Source organism: Candidatus Rokuibacteriota bacterium (assembly GCA_016209385.1).
GTDB lineage: Bacteria > Methylomirabilota > Methylomirabilia > Rokubacteriales > CSP1-6 > JACQWB01.
In genome coordinates this window covers 1-15,657 of sequence record JACQWB010000015.1, presented here as the reverse complement: position 1 = coordinate 15,657, position 15,657 = coordinate 1, and the positions used below count along the sequence as shown (strand labels likewise).

Genomic DNA, 15,657 nt, shown 5'->3' with positions numbered 1-15,657 from the left:
TGGGTGCACGACTTGTCAGGTCTGGTGCGGCGTTGGGCTCCTTAGAGCGTTTTTAGGGCGGCCAGCGCGGGAACGCGGCAGGTGAGGTTCGAGCCGAGGGACGTCGGCCATGCCGCAGGCAGCGGGCACCCGCCGCAGGCGGGTCGCACGAGGCGAGGGCCCAATTATGATAGGCTACGACCTATGCGGTGGTTGATCGTGCTCCCGTTCGAGCGCCCCGGGCACATGGGGATGGACTTCGCCGACGAGCTGCGCGCGATGGGTCACGAGGCCCGCACCTTCACGTACCGCCGTGACAACCCGCTCTACAAGAACCGGGGAACCAAGGCGGCCTACGAGCTCTGGATCCTCAGACGCCTCGAGCGCGCCTGCCTGGAGTGGCGGCCCGGGATCATCTTGGTGTTCAAGGGTGCGCCCATCACCCCCGGGCTCATCCGCCGCGTGAAGGCCAGGCTCGACGCGCTCTGTCTCAACTTCTTTCCGGACAACCCGCTGTGGATGATACCCTTCGACCGCGTCGAGGCCTACGATCTCCTCTTCACGAAGGAGCGCTACGCCCTCCGGAGTCTCCAGCAAGCGGGGCTCAGGAACCTCCACTACCTCCCCTGGTACTGCGTTCCCGCGCTGCACCACCCGGTGAGCCTCACGCCGGAGGAGCAGCAGCGGTACGGTTCGCCGGTCTCCTTCGTCGGGAGCCGTTATCCCTACCGGGAGCGTTGCCTGCGGGAGCTGGCCGACTACCCGCTCAGGCTCTGGGGACCCGGGTGGGCCCAGAGCGACGACCCGCTCGTGCGGCGGATGGTGGCAGGGCCGCCCGTGTGGGGACGGGAGAAGCTGCTGGTCTACTCGGGCTCGACGCTCTCGCTGAATCACCACCACCCGATGAACGATATCGTGGGCGTGAACGCCCGGACCTTCGAGCTCGCCGCCAGCGGCGCCTGCCAGGTGGTCGACCACAAGGAGGAACTGGACCTCCTCTTCAAACCCGGCGAGGAGGTGCTGGTGTACCGCGACTTGACCGGACTCCGGCGCCACCTCGACTACTACCTCGCCCACCCGGACGAGGCCCGCGCCATCGGCGAAAACGCCCGGCGGCGGGCCCTCGCCGACCACACGCTGCGGCACCGGATCGACGAGATGCTCGCCGTGGTGGAGCAGCGCTTCGGCCGCCGGTGGTGAACATGGGTCTCGGGGGGATGCGTCGCTCGCTCCGGCCTCCTCGCCTCGACGCGCATGGCTCGCTCGGACGCCTCCGCTGGCCCCCCCAACCCCCCGCGGCGGGGGGTTGTCCTCGCGGCCCACTTCGTGGGACCGCTCGGAGCGCTGCGGCGTCCTGCGCCTCGCCGCGCGCTACGGCTCGTCGGAGTCGCTCGACTGACGCATCCCCCCTCGCCCGGCCCGCGCCCGGCGACGCGTTATGAGCGCAGAATCATACGCGACGGGGCTCCGGTGCATCGACTGCGGGGCTGCATTCCCCCTCGAGTACCGGCTCGAGTGCGGCCGCTGCCGCGGGCTCCTCGAGCTGACCTACGATCTCGAAGGTCTCAAGCGCGCCGGTCCTCAGGTCTTCGCGGGGAGGGGCCTCTGGCGCTACAGCCCGGTCCTGCCCATCGCGGACCGCGCACACCGGGTGACGCTCGGGGAGGGTCAGACCCCGCTCCTCGAGTGCCCGGCCCTGGCCCGCCACCTCGGCGTCAGGCGGCTCCTGGTGAAGTTCGACGGCACCAACCCCACCGGCACCGTCAAGGATCGCTCCTCGGCCACGGCGGTCTCCGCAGCGCTCCAGTTCGGCTATCCGATCACCTCGGTCGTGAGCTCGGGGAACGCTGGCTCCTCCATCGCGGCGTACTCGGCGCGCGCGGGCCTCCGGTCCCTCATCTTCGCCTACGAGCGCGCCTCGGCGCCGAAGCTCCTCCACATGTCGGCGACCACGGCCGACCTCGTCATCTACAAGGGCGTCTACGACGACCTGATCGTCCACTGGGACCGGCTGGTCGAGGAGCGGCTCTTCTTCGACTGCGGGGCCTCGCGCAACGCCTACAAGCAGGAGGGGAAAAAGACCCTGGCCTACGAGATCGCCGAGCAGACTGACTTCGAGCTTCCCGACGTGGTGGTTGCGCCGGTCGCGGTGGGGGAGACCTTCATCGCCACCTACCGGGGCTTCGGGGAGATGGTCGCCATGGGGTGGATCGCGAAGGTCCCGCTGATGGTCGCCGCTCAGGCCGCGCGCGCCAACGCCATCGTCCGGGCCTGGCGCGAGGGAAAGCCGATCCAGCCGATCAAGATCGGCTACACGGTCGCCGAAGGGCTCGCGGCGGGCGACCCGGGGAAGAAGGGAGACTGGACGCTCAGGATCCTCCGCGAGCACGGCGGGCCGGCGGCGGACGCCGACGACGAGGAGATCCTCAAGACCCAGAAGCTCCTGGCCAGAACCGAGGGGATCTGGGCGGGGCCCACGGGTGTTGCGACGCTGGCCGCGCTCATCCGGCTCCTCGCCGACAGGAAGCTCGACCCCGCTCAGACGATTTGTGTCATCGTGACGGAGACGGGACTCAAGACCGAAGCCGAGCTGCCGAGCCGCGAGGGTACGGCCTTCGATTACGCGGGCCTGAAGGACCTGGTCCTGTCCCGCCTGCGCCAACCCGGCTAGGTTGCTCGGAGGGGGACTCCGCCCCCCTTCCGATGCCTCCCCCCGTTGCAGTTCGAGCGTGGCGGGTTCGGCCATGCCGTGAGGCAGGCCACCCGCCGCGGGAGGCGCGAGTTGATCGCGCGGGCCAAGCCCGCGCTCGAACCGTAGTCTGAATAACGGCCCGTCGGGCGCCGGCTCCGCCGACGCAACCCTCCCCTGGGGGAGGCTTCGGAGGGGGCCCGGGTACCCACGCCGAAGGCGTGGGTGTCCCCCTCCGATTACTAGAAGAGCGCGAGCTGGGCCTGCGCTGCCTCGGTCGGAGCAGCGGGTCCCGCGCCGAAGATGCTCACCTTGCCGTATACACCGTCGTAGCCGGGGGTGATGGAGAGCTCGCCGGCGCGCACCCGGCGAATCCCGTCGAGGATCCGCGGGGGCGTGAAGCGCGCAAGCTCAGCTTCCGGCAGGTCGATCAGGATCGCCAGCTCGCTTCCCCCGGCGGCGATGAGCCGCATCCACTCGCTCTCTACCGCTCCGGTCTCCGCCCCCACCCCGAGCGCCTCGGCAACGATCTCGGCCAGCGGCACCAGGTTCCGGCCCGGGACCGCGCGCGCGGGAACGAACCCCTCCGGGCGATCCGCCAGGGCCTCGACCCGGTGCATCACGCCGACCGTCACCGGCCTGCCGCAGCCCGTGCATCGGCCGCCGTGCCGCCGGGTCTCCTCGGGTGGCCACGAGACCCCGCAGGCCCGGTGGCCGTCCCAGTGGTACTTCCCCTCGTGGGGGAAGAACTCGATGGTGAAGAGGAAGCGGGCCGGGTCGCGGCATCGGATGGCGTCCAGGATCCCGCGATAGGTGAGCTCGGCGTCCAGCACGTTGGCCTCCCGCGCGATTCGGGAGGGCGAGTGGGCGTCGGAGTTGGAGATGAGAGCGATCCGGTCGAGCGCCGACCAGCGCCAGTTCATGGGCGGGTCGGAGGAGAGCCCGGTCTCGATGGCGAAGATCCGGGCCGCCGCCGCGCCGTAGCACTCCTCCAGCGAGTCGAAGCCCGAGTTGGCGCCGAAGACCGAGGACCAGGGGGTCCACGCGTGGGCGGGCACCAGCGCGCACTCAGCGGAGACATCGAGCACCATCTGCGCCAGGTCGCGCGCCGCGCAGCCGAGCATGGGGCGGCCGTCGGAGGCGAGCTTTCCGTAGCCGGCGAGGACCCGGTTGATCCTGGCCGCGATCTCCAGCGACGGTGCGAAGATCAGCGTGTGGATGCGGCGCTGCCGGCCGCCCTGAACGTAGACGTTGGAGACCTCCACCGTGAGCATGAAGCTGACGTCCCGGGGACCGCGCTTGAGCACGAAGAGCCCGTTCCCCGTGGGGGCCAGCTTGGCTTTCAACTCGGCGAAGTACGTGGGGTGCGTGAAATCGCCGGTGCCGAGCAGCGTCACCCCCTTCCACCGGGCCCAGCGCGCCAGGGTCTCCACCTCCATGTCACGGCTCGTGGCGCGGCTATACCGCGAGTGGACGTGGAAATCGGCGACGACGCGCATAGGCTCCTGTACCACATCACGCAGGGGCTGTCAAGAGGCTGAGCCCTATATCTTGGGCTCAGAGCGGGTAGGGACGCAGCTCCTCGGCGATCTCCACCGGTCCGGCGAAATGGGCGCGTGCCTCCGCGGCGAGCGCCTCGAGCTCGTCGTGGTAGGCGGCCTCGATGTGGGTCAGGATCAGCCTCCCGACGCCAGCCTTGGCGGCGATCTGCCCCGCCTCGGCCGCGGTCGAGTGGGCGCCGAATCTTCCCCGGTCGCGATGGGAAAACGTCGCTTCGTGGATCAGCGTGTGCGTGCCCGCCGCCAGCCGGACGACCGCCTCGCAGGGTTCCGTGTCGGAGGAGTAGACCACAGCGGTCTCCCGCTCGGGCACCTCGACCCGGACCGCCAGGTTGGGCATGGTCCCGTGGGCGTTCGGGGAAGCGCTCACGCGAAAGGACGGGCTCCGAAACACCTCCACCCCTTCCCTCGCCAGCACCTCCCGAACCGACAGCGGGAACATCCCCGGCCGCTCCCACAGGCGAAAGATCCGGAGCAGCTCCGTGATGGCCTCCACGTGCTCGGGGCGGCAGAACACCGGGAGCGGGGCCGCGCGCCCCAGCAGAATCAGATTCTGGACGAGCGCCGGCAGGCCGTAGGCGTGGTCCGGGTGGAGATGGGTGATGAGGACATGGGTCAGGTCGAGGGGGTCCACGCCCGCGGCGAGAAGCTTCTGCGTCGGGCTCCCGCCGCAGTCCACGAGGAGGACCTCCTCGCGCCCGACGAAGACGAGCGAGGTCGTGTCCCGCGTGCGGGACGGGATCGCCCCGGACGTCCCGAGGAAGGCGAAGTGCATCTCACCGGGACCGCTTGAGCAGGACCGGGATTCCGACGACGGCGGCGGCGATGGCAAGGCCGCTGACGAGCTGGGCTATCCGGATCGATCCGAACATCAGGCTGTCGGTCCTGAGGGCCTCCACGAGCAAGCGTCCGATGGAGTAGAGCCCGACGTAGGCGAGGAAGAGGCTCCCGGGCGCCCGCGCGAGCCGATCCCGCAGGACGAACGCCACGAGGCCGAAGACGACCAGGTCCCAGAGCGACTCGTAGAGGAACGTGGGGTGAAAGTACTCTACCTGCGCGTACTCCAACGGCCGGTGGGGCGGCGAGATGTAGAGCTTCCAGGGAAGGTCCGTCGGCGTGCCGAAGGCTTCCTGGTTGAAGAAGTTGCCCCAGCGGCCGATCCCCTGCCCCAGCGCCAGACTCGGCGCCACCACGTCCAGGTACCGGGCCAGCGGCAGACGCTTGGACCAGGCGTAGATACCGCCCACGAGGAGTCCGCCGAGGAGCCCGCCGTGGATCGCGAGCCCGCCCTCCCAGACCGCGACGATCTTCCGCGGGAACTGGCTGTAGTACGCCCAGTTGAACGCCACGTAGTAAAGCCGGGCCCCCACGAGGCCACCCAGCAGGGCCCATTCCGCCGTCTTGAGCAGGCTCTCGGGGTCCGCACCCCGGCGCTTGGCCTCGCGATAGGCGAGCCAGAGCCCCAGCGCCATGGCCGTGGCCATGAGGAGTCCGTACCACCGGATGCTCAGCGGGCCCACGTGAAAGGCGATCGGACCGGGCGAGCGGAACATCACCAAGAAAGGTGGGGAACGGAACCGCAGCGGCTCACGCCCTCCTTATACGGCTCGGGGCCCCCCCTGTCAACGAAAACTCTAATTCCGGCGGTATTTTGTTTGACCTGTCTCTCTACACTTCGATATACTCTAAAAAGTCGCCCCTTTCACCGAACAGGAGCTATCTCGTGCCATCCAACGGAATCCTGACGATCGGCGTCGTGGACCTCGTCGTCAATGCGGGTCCAGTCGCAAAGTTCGTCCTGGCTGTCCTCGCGATCTTCTCGGTGGTCTGCTGGGCCCTCATCGTCGAGAAGTGGCTGGAGTTCCGGCGCGTCAAAAAGGAAACGGTGCGCTTCCTGAAGGCCTTCCGGGAAGGGCGGCGCTTCTCGGTCGTGTACGCCGCCGCCAAGAAGTACCGCGAGAGTCCGCTGGGCCAGCTCTACGCCGCGGCCTACCAAGAGGTCGCGGGCGTGGCACCCGTCGCCGAGATGGTGGACCACTTGCTCGACGACCCGGAGGAAGGCCTGGGCTCCGAGCGGCTGGAGGCGGTGGACCGCGCCATGCGGCGGGCCGCCTCGGTGGAGATCGCCCGGATGGAGCGTTACCTGCCGTTCCTCGCCACGACGGCGAGCGCCACCCCCTTCATCGGCCTCTTCGGCACCGTGTGGGGGGTCATGGAGTCGTTCCGGGGAATCGGCTCGCAGGGCTCGGCGAGCCTCGCGGTCGTCGCGCCCGGGATCTCCGAGGCGCTCATCGCGACGGCGGCAGGCCTCGGCGCGGCGATTCCGGCGGTCATCGCGTACAACTTCTTCGTCAACCGGGTCAAGCGGTGGGCGAGCGAGATGGAGGGGTTCAACCTGGACCTGCTGAACCTCTTCGTCCGGCCGGTGCCGAAGACCGGACGGCCGAGCAAAGATGGCTTTTAACCCGGATGCCGGGGGCGGCGGGGCGGCCCGGCGAATCGGGGCCTCGCTCGCCGAGATCAACGTCATCCCGCTGGTCGACGTCGTGCTGGTCTTGCTGCTGATCTTCATGCTCACCGCCCCGATGATGTACCGCGGCATCGACGTGAGCCTCCCCAAGACCACGACGAAGCCCACGGCGGTGGAGGAGCGGATCGTCCTCACGGTGACCAAGGACCAGGCGATCTACCTGAACGAGAAGCCAGTGCCCCTCGCAGGGCTGCACGGCCGGCTGCGCCAGCTCTTCAAGGACCGGGCCGACAAAACCCTCTACCTGAAAGCTGACCGGACGCTCTCCTACGGGTTCGTGGTCGAGACCATGGATCGCGTGCGCCGGGCCGGGGTGGAGCGGCTGGGGATGGTGACCGAACCTGCGTCCCGGGAGCGCTGAAGATTACTAGCGTTGCCATGGATCTTCCGATGGGACCCTGGAGGCGGCGTCCCGGCCCGGCGCTCCGCGGTGGGACGCTCCCGATGCGGGGGATGACGGCGTCGGTTGCCGGCCACGTGCTCGCCCTCGTGCTGGCCTTCCTCGCCGGCATCTGGAGCGAGCCCAGGGCGAAGGTTTACGTCGTGAACTTGGTCGCGGGGCTCCCGAGCCCGCGCCCCGAACCCTCCAGCGCGGTCAGGGCCCAGCCCGTCGCGGCGCCCCCGAAGGCCCCGCCCGCGGTCCCGCGCACGCCGCAGCTTCCTCCGCGCCCCGCCGAGGCCCGGCCAGCCGAGCTGCCCCCGCGCCCCGCGGACGTCGCCCGGCCCCCCGACCTGCCCCCGCGCCGCGCCGAGGTCGTCCGGCCCGGCGAACTCGAACCAGTACACCTTCCGGATCCCAAACTGCCGCCCGCGCGCCGCGCCGAGGTCGTCCGGCCTGCCGAGCTACCTCCGCCGACGCTGGCGCGCCCCGAAGAGCGAAAGCCCGTGCTTCCGCCCCGGGTCGCCGAACTCCCCCGCGCGCGCGAGGTCCCGCCGCTAGCCCCGCGCCGCGAAGCGAAGGACCAACCCGCCGAGCGGCCCGCCCCGCCCCGGGTTTCACCGCTGCCGGCGTCGGAGTCCACGAGTAGGCCCGCCGAGGCTCCCCCGGCACGCTCGCTCGTCGCGGGCCAGGGCAAGGCAACGGTCAGCGCCGACAGCGATTTCCCCTTCGCCTGGTATCTCCGACAGGTCCTCTCGAAGGTCGAGGAAGAATGGGCCAAGCGGCCGCCGATCTCCGATCCGCCCCAACGGCCGATCATCTTTGTCGAAATCCTGCGGAACGGCTCTATCAACCAGCCCCGGCTCGAGAAGAAGTCGGGCAACGAGTTCTACGATCAGGCGGCGCTCCGTGCGATCATCAACGCGAGCCCGTTTCCGCGGTTGCCTGACGAGTGGAACCGCCCCACGCTGCGAATCCAGTTCGGCTTCGAGCTCCAGTCCGGCCGAGGTTAGGGGGTGCGAGTGTCAAGGATCGTGCGGACGTCGGCGCTCCTCGCGGGCCTCTGCGGCGTGATCATCGCCCCGGCTGCCTCTGACTCGCAGGGGGTGGATGTATTCCTGAACGTGATGGCCGGCGGGGCGAAGAAGCTGAACATCGCCCTCCCGACGTTCACGCTGGTCGGGGGTTCGGACCCGGACAAGCTGGCGTCGAAGCTTCCCGAGATCATCGGCCGGGATCTCACCTTCTCCGCGCTCTTCAGCGTGGTCGCGGGAACCGATCCCCTCCCCGCCGACGACCCGGCCACCGTCAAGAAGGCCTGGAGCGATTTCGCCAGCGCCGGCGCCCATGCGGCCCTCCACGGTTTCCTGCGCGTCCGCGGCCAGGTGGTGGAGACCGAGGTCCGCCTCTACGACCTCACGAGCCCGGACCAGCACCGGATCACTAGCTTCGTCCGGGCTGCTGCGGTCAAGGACCACCGCCGGCTAGCGCACAAGATCGCGGACGAGGTCGTCCACCAGTTCACGGGCGAGCCGGGCATCGCCGATACCAAGATCGCGTACGCGGGCAGCGTTGGGACGTCGAAGGAGATCTTCGTCATGGACTCCGACGCGGCCGCCCCGTTCCGTCTGACCCATACCGACTCCATCAACCTCTCCGCCGTCTGGCACCCGGACGCCCGCTCCCTCGCCTTCACGTCCTACATGTGGGGCTACCCCTACCTCTTCCGCCTCTTCGTCTTCGAGAAACGCCCGATCCAGACCCTGGCCTCGTTCACCGGGATCAACTCCAGTCCCGCCTGGAGCCCGGACGGGAAGTCGGTCGCGCTGACGCTGACCAAGGACGGCAACCCCGAGATCTACGTGCTCAACGTCGCCACCGGCACCCTGCGCCGCCTGACCAACCACTGGGGGATCGACACCGAGCCGACGTGGGCGCCGACCGGACGCGAGATCGCCTTCGTCTCCGACCGCGCCGGGACGCCGCGGATCTTCCTCATGGACGCCGAGGGGGCCAACGTGCGCCGCCTGACCCCCAGCGGGTTCAACACGCAGCCCCGCTGGTCGCCGAAGGGTGACGTGATCGTCTACACCTCGCGCCAGGGGAACCACGACGTTTGGGCGATCAACGTCGACGGCTCCAACCCGCGGCGGCTGACCGCGGGGCCCGGGTCCAACGAGAGCGCGTCGTGGGCGCCCAACGGCCGGCACCTGGTGTTCCAGTCGAACCGGCTCGGGGGCTGGCGGCTCTTCACGATGCTGGCCGATGGCTCTGAGCAGCAGCCGCTCACCCGAGGACCCGGGGAGTCCACAAGCCCTTCGTGGTCTCCGCGCCTTCCGTGGTAGGATGGACCATCTCTTTTTACCCGTCTTCACGAGCTGCCAAAAAGGAGGGAGCAACACCATGGTCCAGCGACGACAAGTCATCTTGATCTTCCCGGTGCTGGCGCTGGCGCTTCTCCTCACGGGGTGCCCGAAGCGGCCGGCGACGACCACGGCTGCGGTGCCCGCGCCGGCAGCGCCAGCTCCATCTGTCTCTGCTGCTCCGGCTCCTGGAGTCGGTGCGATGCCCGGAGCGCCCACTGTCGGACGGCCTGGTGCTCCCGGCGTTACTCCTGGTGCTCCCGGCGTTACTCCTGGTGCTCCCGGCGTTACTCCTGGTGCCCCCGGCGTCACTCCCGGTGCCCCCGGCGCTCCTCGTCCCGGCGTTCCCGGTGCGCCCGGGCCTGCCGTGACCCCCGGAGCTCCTGCCCCCGCGCGGCCTCCGGCGCCCAGGGAGTTCGCCGCGATCACAGAGCTCCAAGATATCCACTTCGACTTCGACAAGTACGACATCCGCCCGGGCGACGCCAAGATCCTCGACGAGAACGCGAAGTGGATGAAGACCAACCAGAGGCACCTCGTCCTCATCGAGGGCCACTGCGACGAGCGCGGGACCAACGAGTACAACCTGGCCCTCGGCGAGCGCCGTGCCAAGGCGACGATGAACTATCTGGTCGCCCAGGGCGTGCAGGCTGGCCGGATCACGATCATCAGCTACGGCGAGGAGCGCCCGGTCTGCACGCAGAAGAACGAGGAGTGCTGGGCTCAGAACCGCCGGGCGCATTTCCTGGTGAAGGCCCAGTAAGTCAGGCGGCGGGCACCCGGGGCGTCCTCCCGCGTCCCCGCCGAGCGAGTACCTGAAAACGCTCAAGACGCGAGCGTCGGGGGCGCCCATCGGAGGCGAGGCGGGCCGCCCCCGCGCGACGGGCGTCGACGTGTCGGCAACGCAACTCCAGTTCTGGGGCGTTCTGGTTCCTCCGACCCGAAGGCGATGAAGACCCGCCGAAGCGTTGTCCTGAGTTTCGTCCTCACGGCCGCAGCGCTCTTGGCCGCGTCACCCGCGGCCGGCCTCTCGGAGGTCGACCGGCTCTGGCTGGTGGGGAGCCAGGCGTTCGACGACCAGATCTACGGGCTTGCCGAGCGCGTCCTGGTTCGTTTCATCCGGGAGTACCCCGACGAGCGGCGCGCGCCGGCGGCGGTTCTCCTCCTGGCAAAGAGCCGCGTGGCCCTCGGCACCCTCGACCGGGCGCTCGAGGACTTTCGGCGGGCCCGGCGCTTCCCGACTCCCCCCGGGGTGCCCGGTGAAGCAGCATTCTGGGAGGGGGAAATCCTCTACCGGCTCAAGCGCTACCCCGAGGCGCAGGCCGCGTACCAGGCTGTCCTGCGCGAGGCTGCCTCGCCGCTCGCCCCCGACGCCCTCTACGGCCTTGGCCTCGCGAGCCTTGCTCGGAACCAGCTCGACCCCGCCGTGGGCTCGTTCCGCCGGCTCCTGAGCGGTTGGCCCGCCCACGGGAGTGCACCAGCGGCCACGTACCACCTGGCGCGAAGCCTCGCCGACCTCCACCGACCGACCGAGGTGCGCTCCGTGCTGGCGGACTACGAGACCACCTACCCCAACAGCCCCTGGCTCGGCGAAGCTCTCTACCTTCGGGGATGGAGCCAGCTCACCACGGGCGAGTACGCGGCCGCCACCGAGGGCCTCCAGAGCTTCCTCCAGCGCGCTCCCGCCCACGAGCTGGCCCCGCAGGCCCGGCTCTACCTGGCCGAGGCGCTCCTCCACCGCGGCAAAAAAGCCGACGGCCTTCGGCAGCTTCACACCCTCGTGCAGGCGCCCGGCACCGCGCCGACACTTCTGTACGAGGGGGGCCTGCTGGCTCAACGCTTCGACTCGCCCGCCGAGTCGGAGCAGGCCTGGCGAGAGCTTCAGACCCAGTTCCCGACCCACCCCCTGGCCGCCCAGGCGAGCCTCCACCTGGCCCGGGCCGCCTTCAGCCATCAGCGCTACGCCGACGCCCTCGCCGCGGCCACCACTGCCACCGCCAGCCCCGACCCCCAGGTCCACCTCGAAGCCCGCCTGCTCAGCGGTGAAAGCCTGCTCCAGCTCAGGCGCTACGCCGAAGCCCAGGTGGCATTCGAGGCCGTGCTCGGCGACCCCTCCTCCCCGCTGGTCCCCGATGCCCTCTACGGCCTGGGCCGGGCTGCCCTGCACCAGAACCATCTCGAGCGCGCCGTGGACGCATTCCGCCAGCTGCTCAAGGGCTGGCCTACCCACAGCAGTGCCGCGGCGGCCACCTACCAGCTGGCCCGCACCCTCGCCGACCTGAACCGCCCTGTCGAAGCGGGTTCCGTCCTCGCTGACTACGAAACCGCCCATCCGACCAGCCCCTGGCTCGGCGATGCCCTCTACCTCCGCGGTTGGAGCCAGCTCACCACCGGTCAGATGGAGGCTGCTACCGCTACCCTTCAGAGCTTCCTCGCCCGGGCTCCCACCCACGAGCTGGCCCCGCAAGCCCAGCTCCACCTCGCCGAGGCCCTCCTCCGCCAGGGGAATAAAACCCAGGGCTTCAGGCAGCTCCAGACCCTGCTGCAGGCCCGCTCCGCTAGCGCTCTGCTCCTCTACGATGCTGGCTTGCTTGCTCACCGCTTCGACTCCCCGGCCGACGCCGAACAGGCCTGGCGACAGCTTCAGGCCCAGTTCCCGACCCACCCCCTGGCCGCCCAGGCGAGCCTCCAACTGGCCCGGGCCTCCTTCAGCCATCAGCGCTACGCCGACGCCCTCGCCGCGGCCATCACCGCCACCGCCAGCCCCGACCCTCAGGTCCGCCTCGAAGCCCGCGTGCTCAGCGGTGAAAGCCTGCTCCAGCTCAGGCGCGACCGAGCGGCCCTCGAGGCGTTCAAGACCGCGGTCGAGGAAAGCCCAGAGGACCATCCGCTTCGATTCCGTGCGGTCGCGGGACTCGGTCTGGCCCACGAGCGCCTCGAGCACTGGGCAGAGGCCGCACGCTTCTACCAGCAGGTTGCTACGAGCGGCGATGACGTGCTCAAGAAGTGGGCGAGGGAGCGCTTGGCCTCCGTGAAGGCGCAGCGCGACCGGTCCGGCAGCGGGAAGACGCGAAGCCCCGCGCGTGAACGCGCGCCGACTGCGCCACCGAGCGCCCGGCCTTAAGGCGCCAGGTCCGCGCCGTGGCCCGGAAGCGCGCCACTGCCACCCCCATCGCGCGGGCGCGATTTCCGGTTGTCGTCCGCTTCGAAAATCGACGGGGACTGAGAGACGCTTCTGATATGATGGAAGCGCGTCAAACGTCGCGAAAGGAGAGCATGTCATCGATGAAGAACACACTGTCGGGATTGCGCCCCGCCATGCTGTTGCTCGTGCTCATCCCCGTCCTGGCCAGCCTCCTCGCGAGCTGCGCCAAGCGACCGGTCGCGACAGCGGCGGCACCGGTGCCGACTGTTTCCGCCGCGACAGCTCCAGCATCGCCGAGGCCCACGCGCGCGGCGCCGTTACCCCAGATGACCGCGGCGACGCCGCCGGTGGGTTCAGCAGGCCGGGGAACTCAGAGCCCACCCGCCGCGGCCCGGCCGCCCGCCCCGAAGGAGTTCACCGCCATCAAGGAAGTGAGGCCGATCCACTTCGACTTTGACAAGTATGAGATCAGGCCGGGAGACGCGAAGATCTTAGACGAGAACGCCAAGTGGATGAAGGACAACGCGGACAACCTGATCCTGATCGAGGGGCACGCCGACGAGCGCGGCACCAACGAGTATAACCTCGCCCTCGGCGAGCGCCGCGCCAAAGCCACGATGAGTTACCTGGTTGCCCAGGGCGTCGCGGCCAGTCGGATGACGCTGATCAGTTACGGAGAGGAGCGGCCGTTCTGCATCGAAAAGAGCCAGGCGTGCTGGGCCCAGAACCGACGGAGCAGCTTTCTGGTGAAGCCCCGCTAGCACAATCGGAGGGGGCCTCGACGGCCCCCTCCGAGGCCTCCCCCAGGAATCGGTTGCGCGGGCGAAGCCCGCGCTCGGAGGGTATTGACTCCGAGACGCTCCTAGGGCGAACTGAAGCGGGGCGATGTCCCCGGAAGACGCCGGAGGCAGCACCAAAAACGACCGGGGGATGCGGCAACCCGGCCACCGATTATCACGCCGGTTGAGGACCAAGGGGTTTCTTCTCGTCGTTTTCCTGTTCGCCACCGGATGCGCCGAGACCATGGGCATCGCGACGGAACGGGAGTTCGCCCAGCTCCGCGATGAGGTGAGTCAGCTCCGCCAGGACCTGACCGCCATGACGCTCTCCACCCAGCGCACCCGCAGCCAGGCCGAGACCCGATTCACCCAGGTTGAGCGTCAGACGCGTGACCAGCAGGCCGAAGCTCAGCGGCAGATGGCCCTGCTCCAGACGCGGGCCGAGGCGCTCTCCGCCGAGATCGCGCGGCTGGCCGGGCGGCTCGACGAGATCTCCCACGAGATACAGAAGCTGCGCCGACAGACCGGCGCGGGGCCGTCCCAGACCTCACCGCCGCTGGCCGGCGCGGCCCCCGCGCCCTCCCAGCAGCGCGGCGGTCCTCAGCAGGCGGACATGTACCAGGCCGCGTACCTGGACTTCAGCAAAGGCAACTACCCGCTGGCCATGGCGGGATTCCGGGAGTTCGTTCGGCGGTTCCCCGACTCAGACCTCGCCGACAACGCCCAGTACTGGATCGGCGAGGCCAATTTCAGCCTGGCCCGGACCTACAGCACCCAGGGACAGGCCGACAAGGCCATAGCGGCGCTCGAGCAGGCGGTCCAGGAGTTCCGCAAGGTGATCGTCAACTACCCGCGGGGGGACAAAGCGCCCACGGCCCTCTACAAGGAGGCCATCGCGCTGCTGGAACTCAAGCGGACGAGCCTCGCGCGCGCGCGGTTTCAGTACCTCCTGGACCACTTCCCCCAGTCCGAGGAAGCGCCGCTGGCGCGTGAGCGGCTGGCAGGATTGAAGGAGTCGGGGGAGCGCTAGTAGGCGACGCAGACGGGCGCCGCCCACACCTGCTGGTAGTACCCGCCGCCGAGAGTTCTCCATTCCCAGTGGCCCTCGATCCAGGTCCCGTAGGGCGACCACGCCCCGGGAACCCACACCTCCTGGGTGTAGCTCTGCGGGATCCACTGGTGGGTCCAGTAGCCGGGGACCCAACGACACGGCGGCGGCGAGGTTACGATGAACACCGGGCTGGGGACGACGATGACGGGGTGATGATGGACGTGGGCGGGGAACTTGTGAAAGCTGGACGCGACGGGGCCTTTGTGCAGAGGCGTGTGGTGGAAGTGATGACCCCCGTGGACGAACAGGTGCCCGCCGTGGTGGACCGCGGGGCCACCCTTGATCACGATCTTCACGCCGCCGGCTCCCGCGGTGTCGGGGCTCGCGGCGACGAGCGCTAGACCCAGGAGGGCACTGACCAGGACGGGAAGCGCCATCCCTGCCTCACCGCCTCACCTCCTCGGACTGGCGACGCGACTGGTCCAGGGCGGTGTCGAGCCCGAAGACCCAGATCACGGTCATCTCTTGCTCGGGCGGGGCGAAGACCATCACGCTCGTGTTGGGGTTGGATACTTCCACGGTCCGCACGACGATCCCCGGCGCCGGGACCTCGACCTGGTCGTTGCCGCGCCAGAAGAAGACGCCGACGACAAGGAGCCCCGCCACGGCCGAGCCGAGCGCGAGGCGGGGAAGCCAGCCGAGAGACCAGGCGGGACGGGATCGCCCGACGGACCGCCTGGCAACCGAACCCTCCGCTGCGAGGCGTGTGCGGATCCCCGACCAGAACCCGGCCCATTCGGGCTCAGCGGTCTCGGCGGCCGCACCACGCACGAGGGCGGTGAGCTGCTCCTGACCTTCCGCCCACTGCCGGCAGCCGGCGCAGCTCCTCAGGTGGCGCGCAACGCCCTGGGCCTGGCTCTCAGGCAGGGCCCGGTCGACGTAAGCAACAACCCGGCGTCGAAGCCAGAGGCAGCTAAGCGTCATTCGAGGCAACCCCCTGTCTTCACAACCCGTTGGACGCCCGCCCGAGCCGCACTATTCACCCCTAAAAACGCTCTAAGGAGCCCAACGCCGCACCAGACCTGACAAGTCGTGCACCCATTTGGTGAAAGGAGGACCAAAGGGGGCAGTCGTAGTATCGTAGGCTCGGGTGGTACGGCGCGGACTCCGATCAGCGTGGGCC

Annotated in this window: 15 protein-coding genes; 10 read left to right on the top strand and 5 right to left on the bottom strand. The window is 69.4% G+C overall.

Translation table 11 applies throughout. The features are described 5' to 3' along the window. The first annotated feature begins 183 nt into the window (after positions 1-183). Positions 184-1,179: a glycosyltransferase gene (locus HY726_01000; protein ID MBI4607569.1), complete on the top strand. Its 996-nt coding sequence runs from the start codon at positions 184-186 to the stop codon at positions 1,177-1,179. 238 nt (positions 1,180-1,417) lie between these two features. Further along, positions 1,418-2,650: a pyridoxal-phosphate dependent enzyme gene (locus HY726_00995; protein ID MBI4607568.1), complete on the top strand. Its 1,233-nt coding sequence runs from the start codon at positions 1,418-1,420 to the stop codon at positions 2,648-2,650. A gap of 260 nt (positions 2,651-2,910) precedes the next feature. Here HY726_00995 and HY726_00990 read toward each other — a convergent pair whose 3' ends face one another. From HY726_00990 to HY726_00980, 3 genes are read right to left on the bottom strand one after another with little or no spacing between them, the layout of a single operon-like run. Beyond that, entirely contained in the window at positions 2,911-4,167 is a 1,257-nt protein-coding gene (locus HY726_00990; protein ID MBI4607567.1) for a DNA helicase UvrD, read from the bottom strand. Positions 4,168-4,225: 58 nt separating this feature from the next. Then, positions 4,226-5,002, bottom strand: a complete 777-nt coding sequence (locus HY726_00985) for an MBL fold metallo-hydrolase (GenBank protein ID MBI4607566.1) — start codon at positions 5,000-5,002, stop codon at positions 4,226-4,228. A gap of 1 nt (position 5,003) precedes the next feature. After that, a complete protein-coding gene (locus HY726_00980; protein ID MBI4607565.1) occupies positions 5,004-5,780 on the bottom strand; it encodes a prolipoprotein diacylglyceryl transferase in 777 nt (258 codons plus the stop codon). Between the two features lie 473 nt (positions 5,781-6,253). Between HY726_00980 and HY726_00975 the strand changes: the two genes are divergently transcribed. The 8 genes from HY726_00975 to HY726_00940 all read left to right on the top strand — a co-directional run bounded on the left by HY726_00975 (position 6,254) and on the right by HY726_00940 (position 14,453). Continuing rightward, positions 6,254-6,691: a MotA/TolQ/ExbB proton channel family protein gene (locus tag HY726_00975; protein ID MBI4607564.1), complete on the top strand. Its 438-nt coding sequence runs from the start codon at positions 6,254-6,256 to the stop codon at positions 6,689-6,691. Beyond that, the gene (locus HY726_00970) at positions 6,681-7,118 is read left to right on the top strand and encodes a biopolymer transporter ExbD (GenBank protein ID MBI4607563.1); all 438 of its coding nucleotides are present in this window, start codon (positions 6,681-6,683) and stop codon (positions 7,116-7,118) included. Before HY726_00975 ends, HY726_00970 begins: the two co-directional genes overlap by 11 nt. A gap of 29 nt (positions 7,119-7,147) precedes the next feature. Further along, positions 7,148-8,149, top strand: coding sequence for a TonB family protein (locus HY726_00965; protein MBI4607562.1), 1,002 nt, complete (start codon positions 7,148-7,150; stop codon positions 8,147-8,149). Positions 8,150-8,158: 9 nt separating this feature from the next. Further along, entirely contained in the window at positions 8,159-9,481 is a 1,323-nt protein-coding gene (gene tolB, locus HY726_00960) for a Tol-Pal system beta propeller repeat protein TolB (GenBank protein ID MBI4607561.1), read from the top strand. 220 nt (positions 9,482-9,701) lie between these two features. Then, positions 9,702-10,262, top strand: coding sequence for a peptidoglycan-associated lipoprotein Pal (pal, locus tag HY726_00955; protein ID MBI4607560.1), 561 nt, complete (start codon positions 9,702-9,704; stop codon positions 10,260-10,262). A gap of 186 nt (positions 10,263-10,448) precedes the next feature. Next, a complete protein-coding gene (locus HY726_00950) occupies positions 10,449-12,623 on the top strand; it encodes a tetratricopeptide repeat protein (GenBank protein ID MBI4607559.1) in 2,175 nt (724 codons plus the stop codon). 161 nt (positions 12,624-12,784) lie between these two features. Beyond that, on the top strand, positions 12,785-13,405 hold the full coding sequence (pal, locus tag HY726_00945; protein MBI4607558.1) for a peptidoglycan-associated lipoprotein Pal: 621 nt from the start codon (positions 12,785-12,787) through the stop codon (positions 13,403-13,405). 202 nt (positions 13,406-13,607) lie between these two features. After that, positions 13,608-14,453, top strand: coding sequence for a tetratricopeptide repeat protein (locus tag HY726_00940; protein MBI4607557.1), 846 nt, complete (start codon positions 13,608-13,610; stop codon positions 14,451-14,453). On the opposite strand, the gene HY726_00935 is transcribed toward HY726_00940, so the two are convergent. Together HY726_00935 and HY726_00930 are read right to left on the bottom strand one after the other, a co-directional pair. Continuing rightward, complete coding sequence (locus tag HY726_00935) at positions 14,450-14,911, bottom strand: hypothetical protein (protein ID MBI4607556.1); 462 nt, start codon at positions 14,909-14,911, stop codon at positions 14,450-14,452. The genes HY726_00940 and HY726_00935 overlap by 4 nt on opposite strands. 7 nt (positions 14,912-14,918) lie before the next feature. Beyond that, positions 14,919-15,458: a zf-HC2 domain-containing protein gene (locus HY726_00930; GenBank protein MBI4607555.1), complete on the bottom strand. Its 540-nt coding sequence runs from the start codon at positions 15,456-15,458 to the stop codon at positions 14,919-14,921. Between the last annotated feature and the right edge of the window lie 199 nt (positions 15,459-15,657).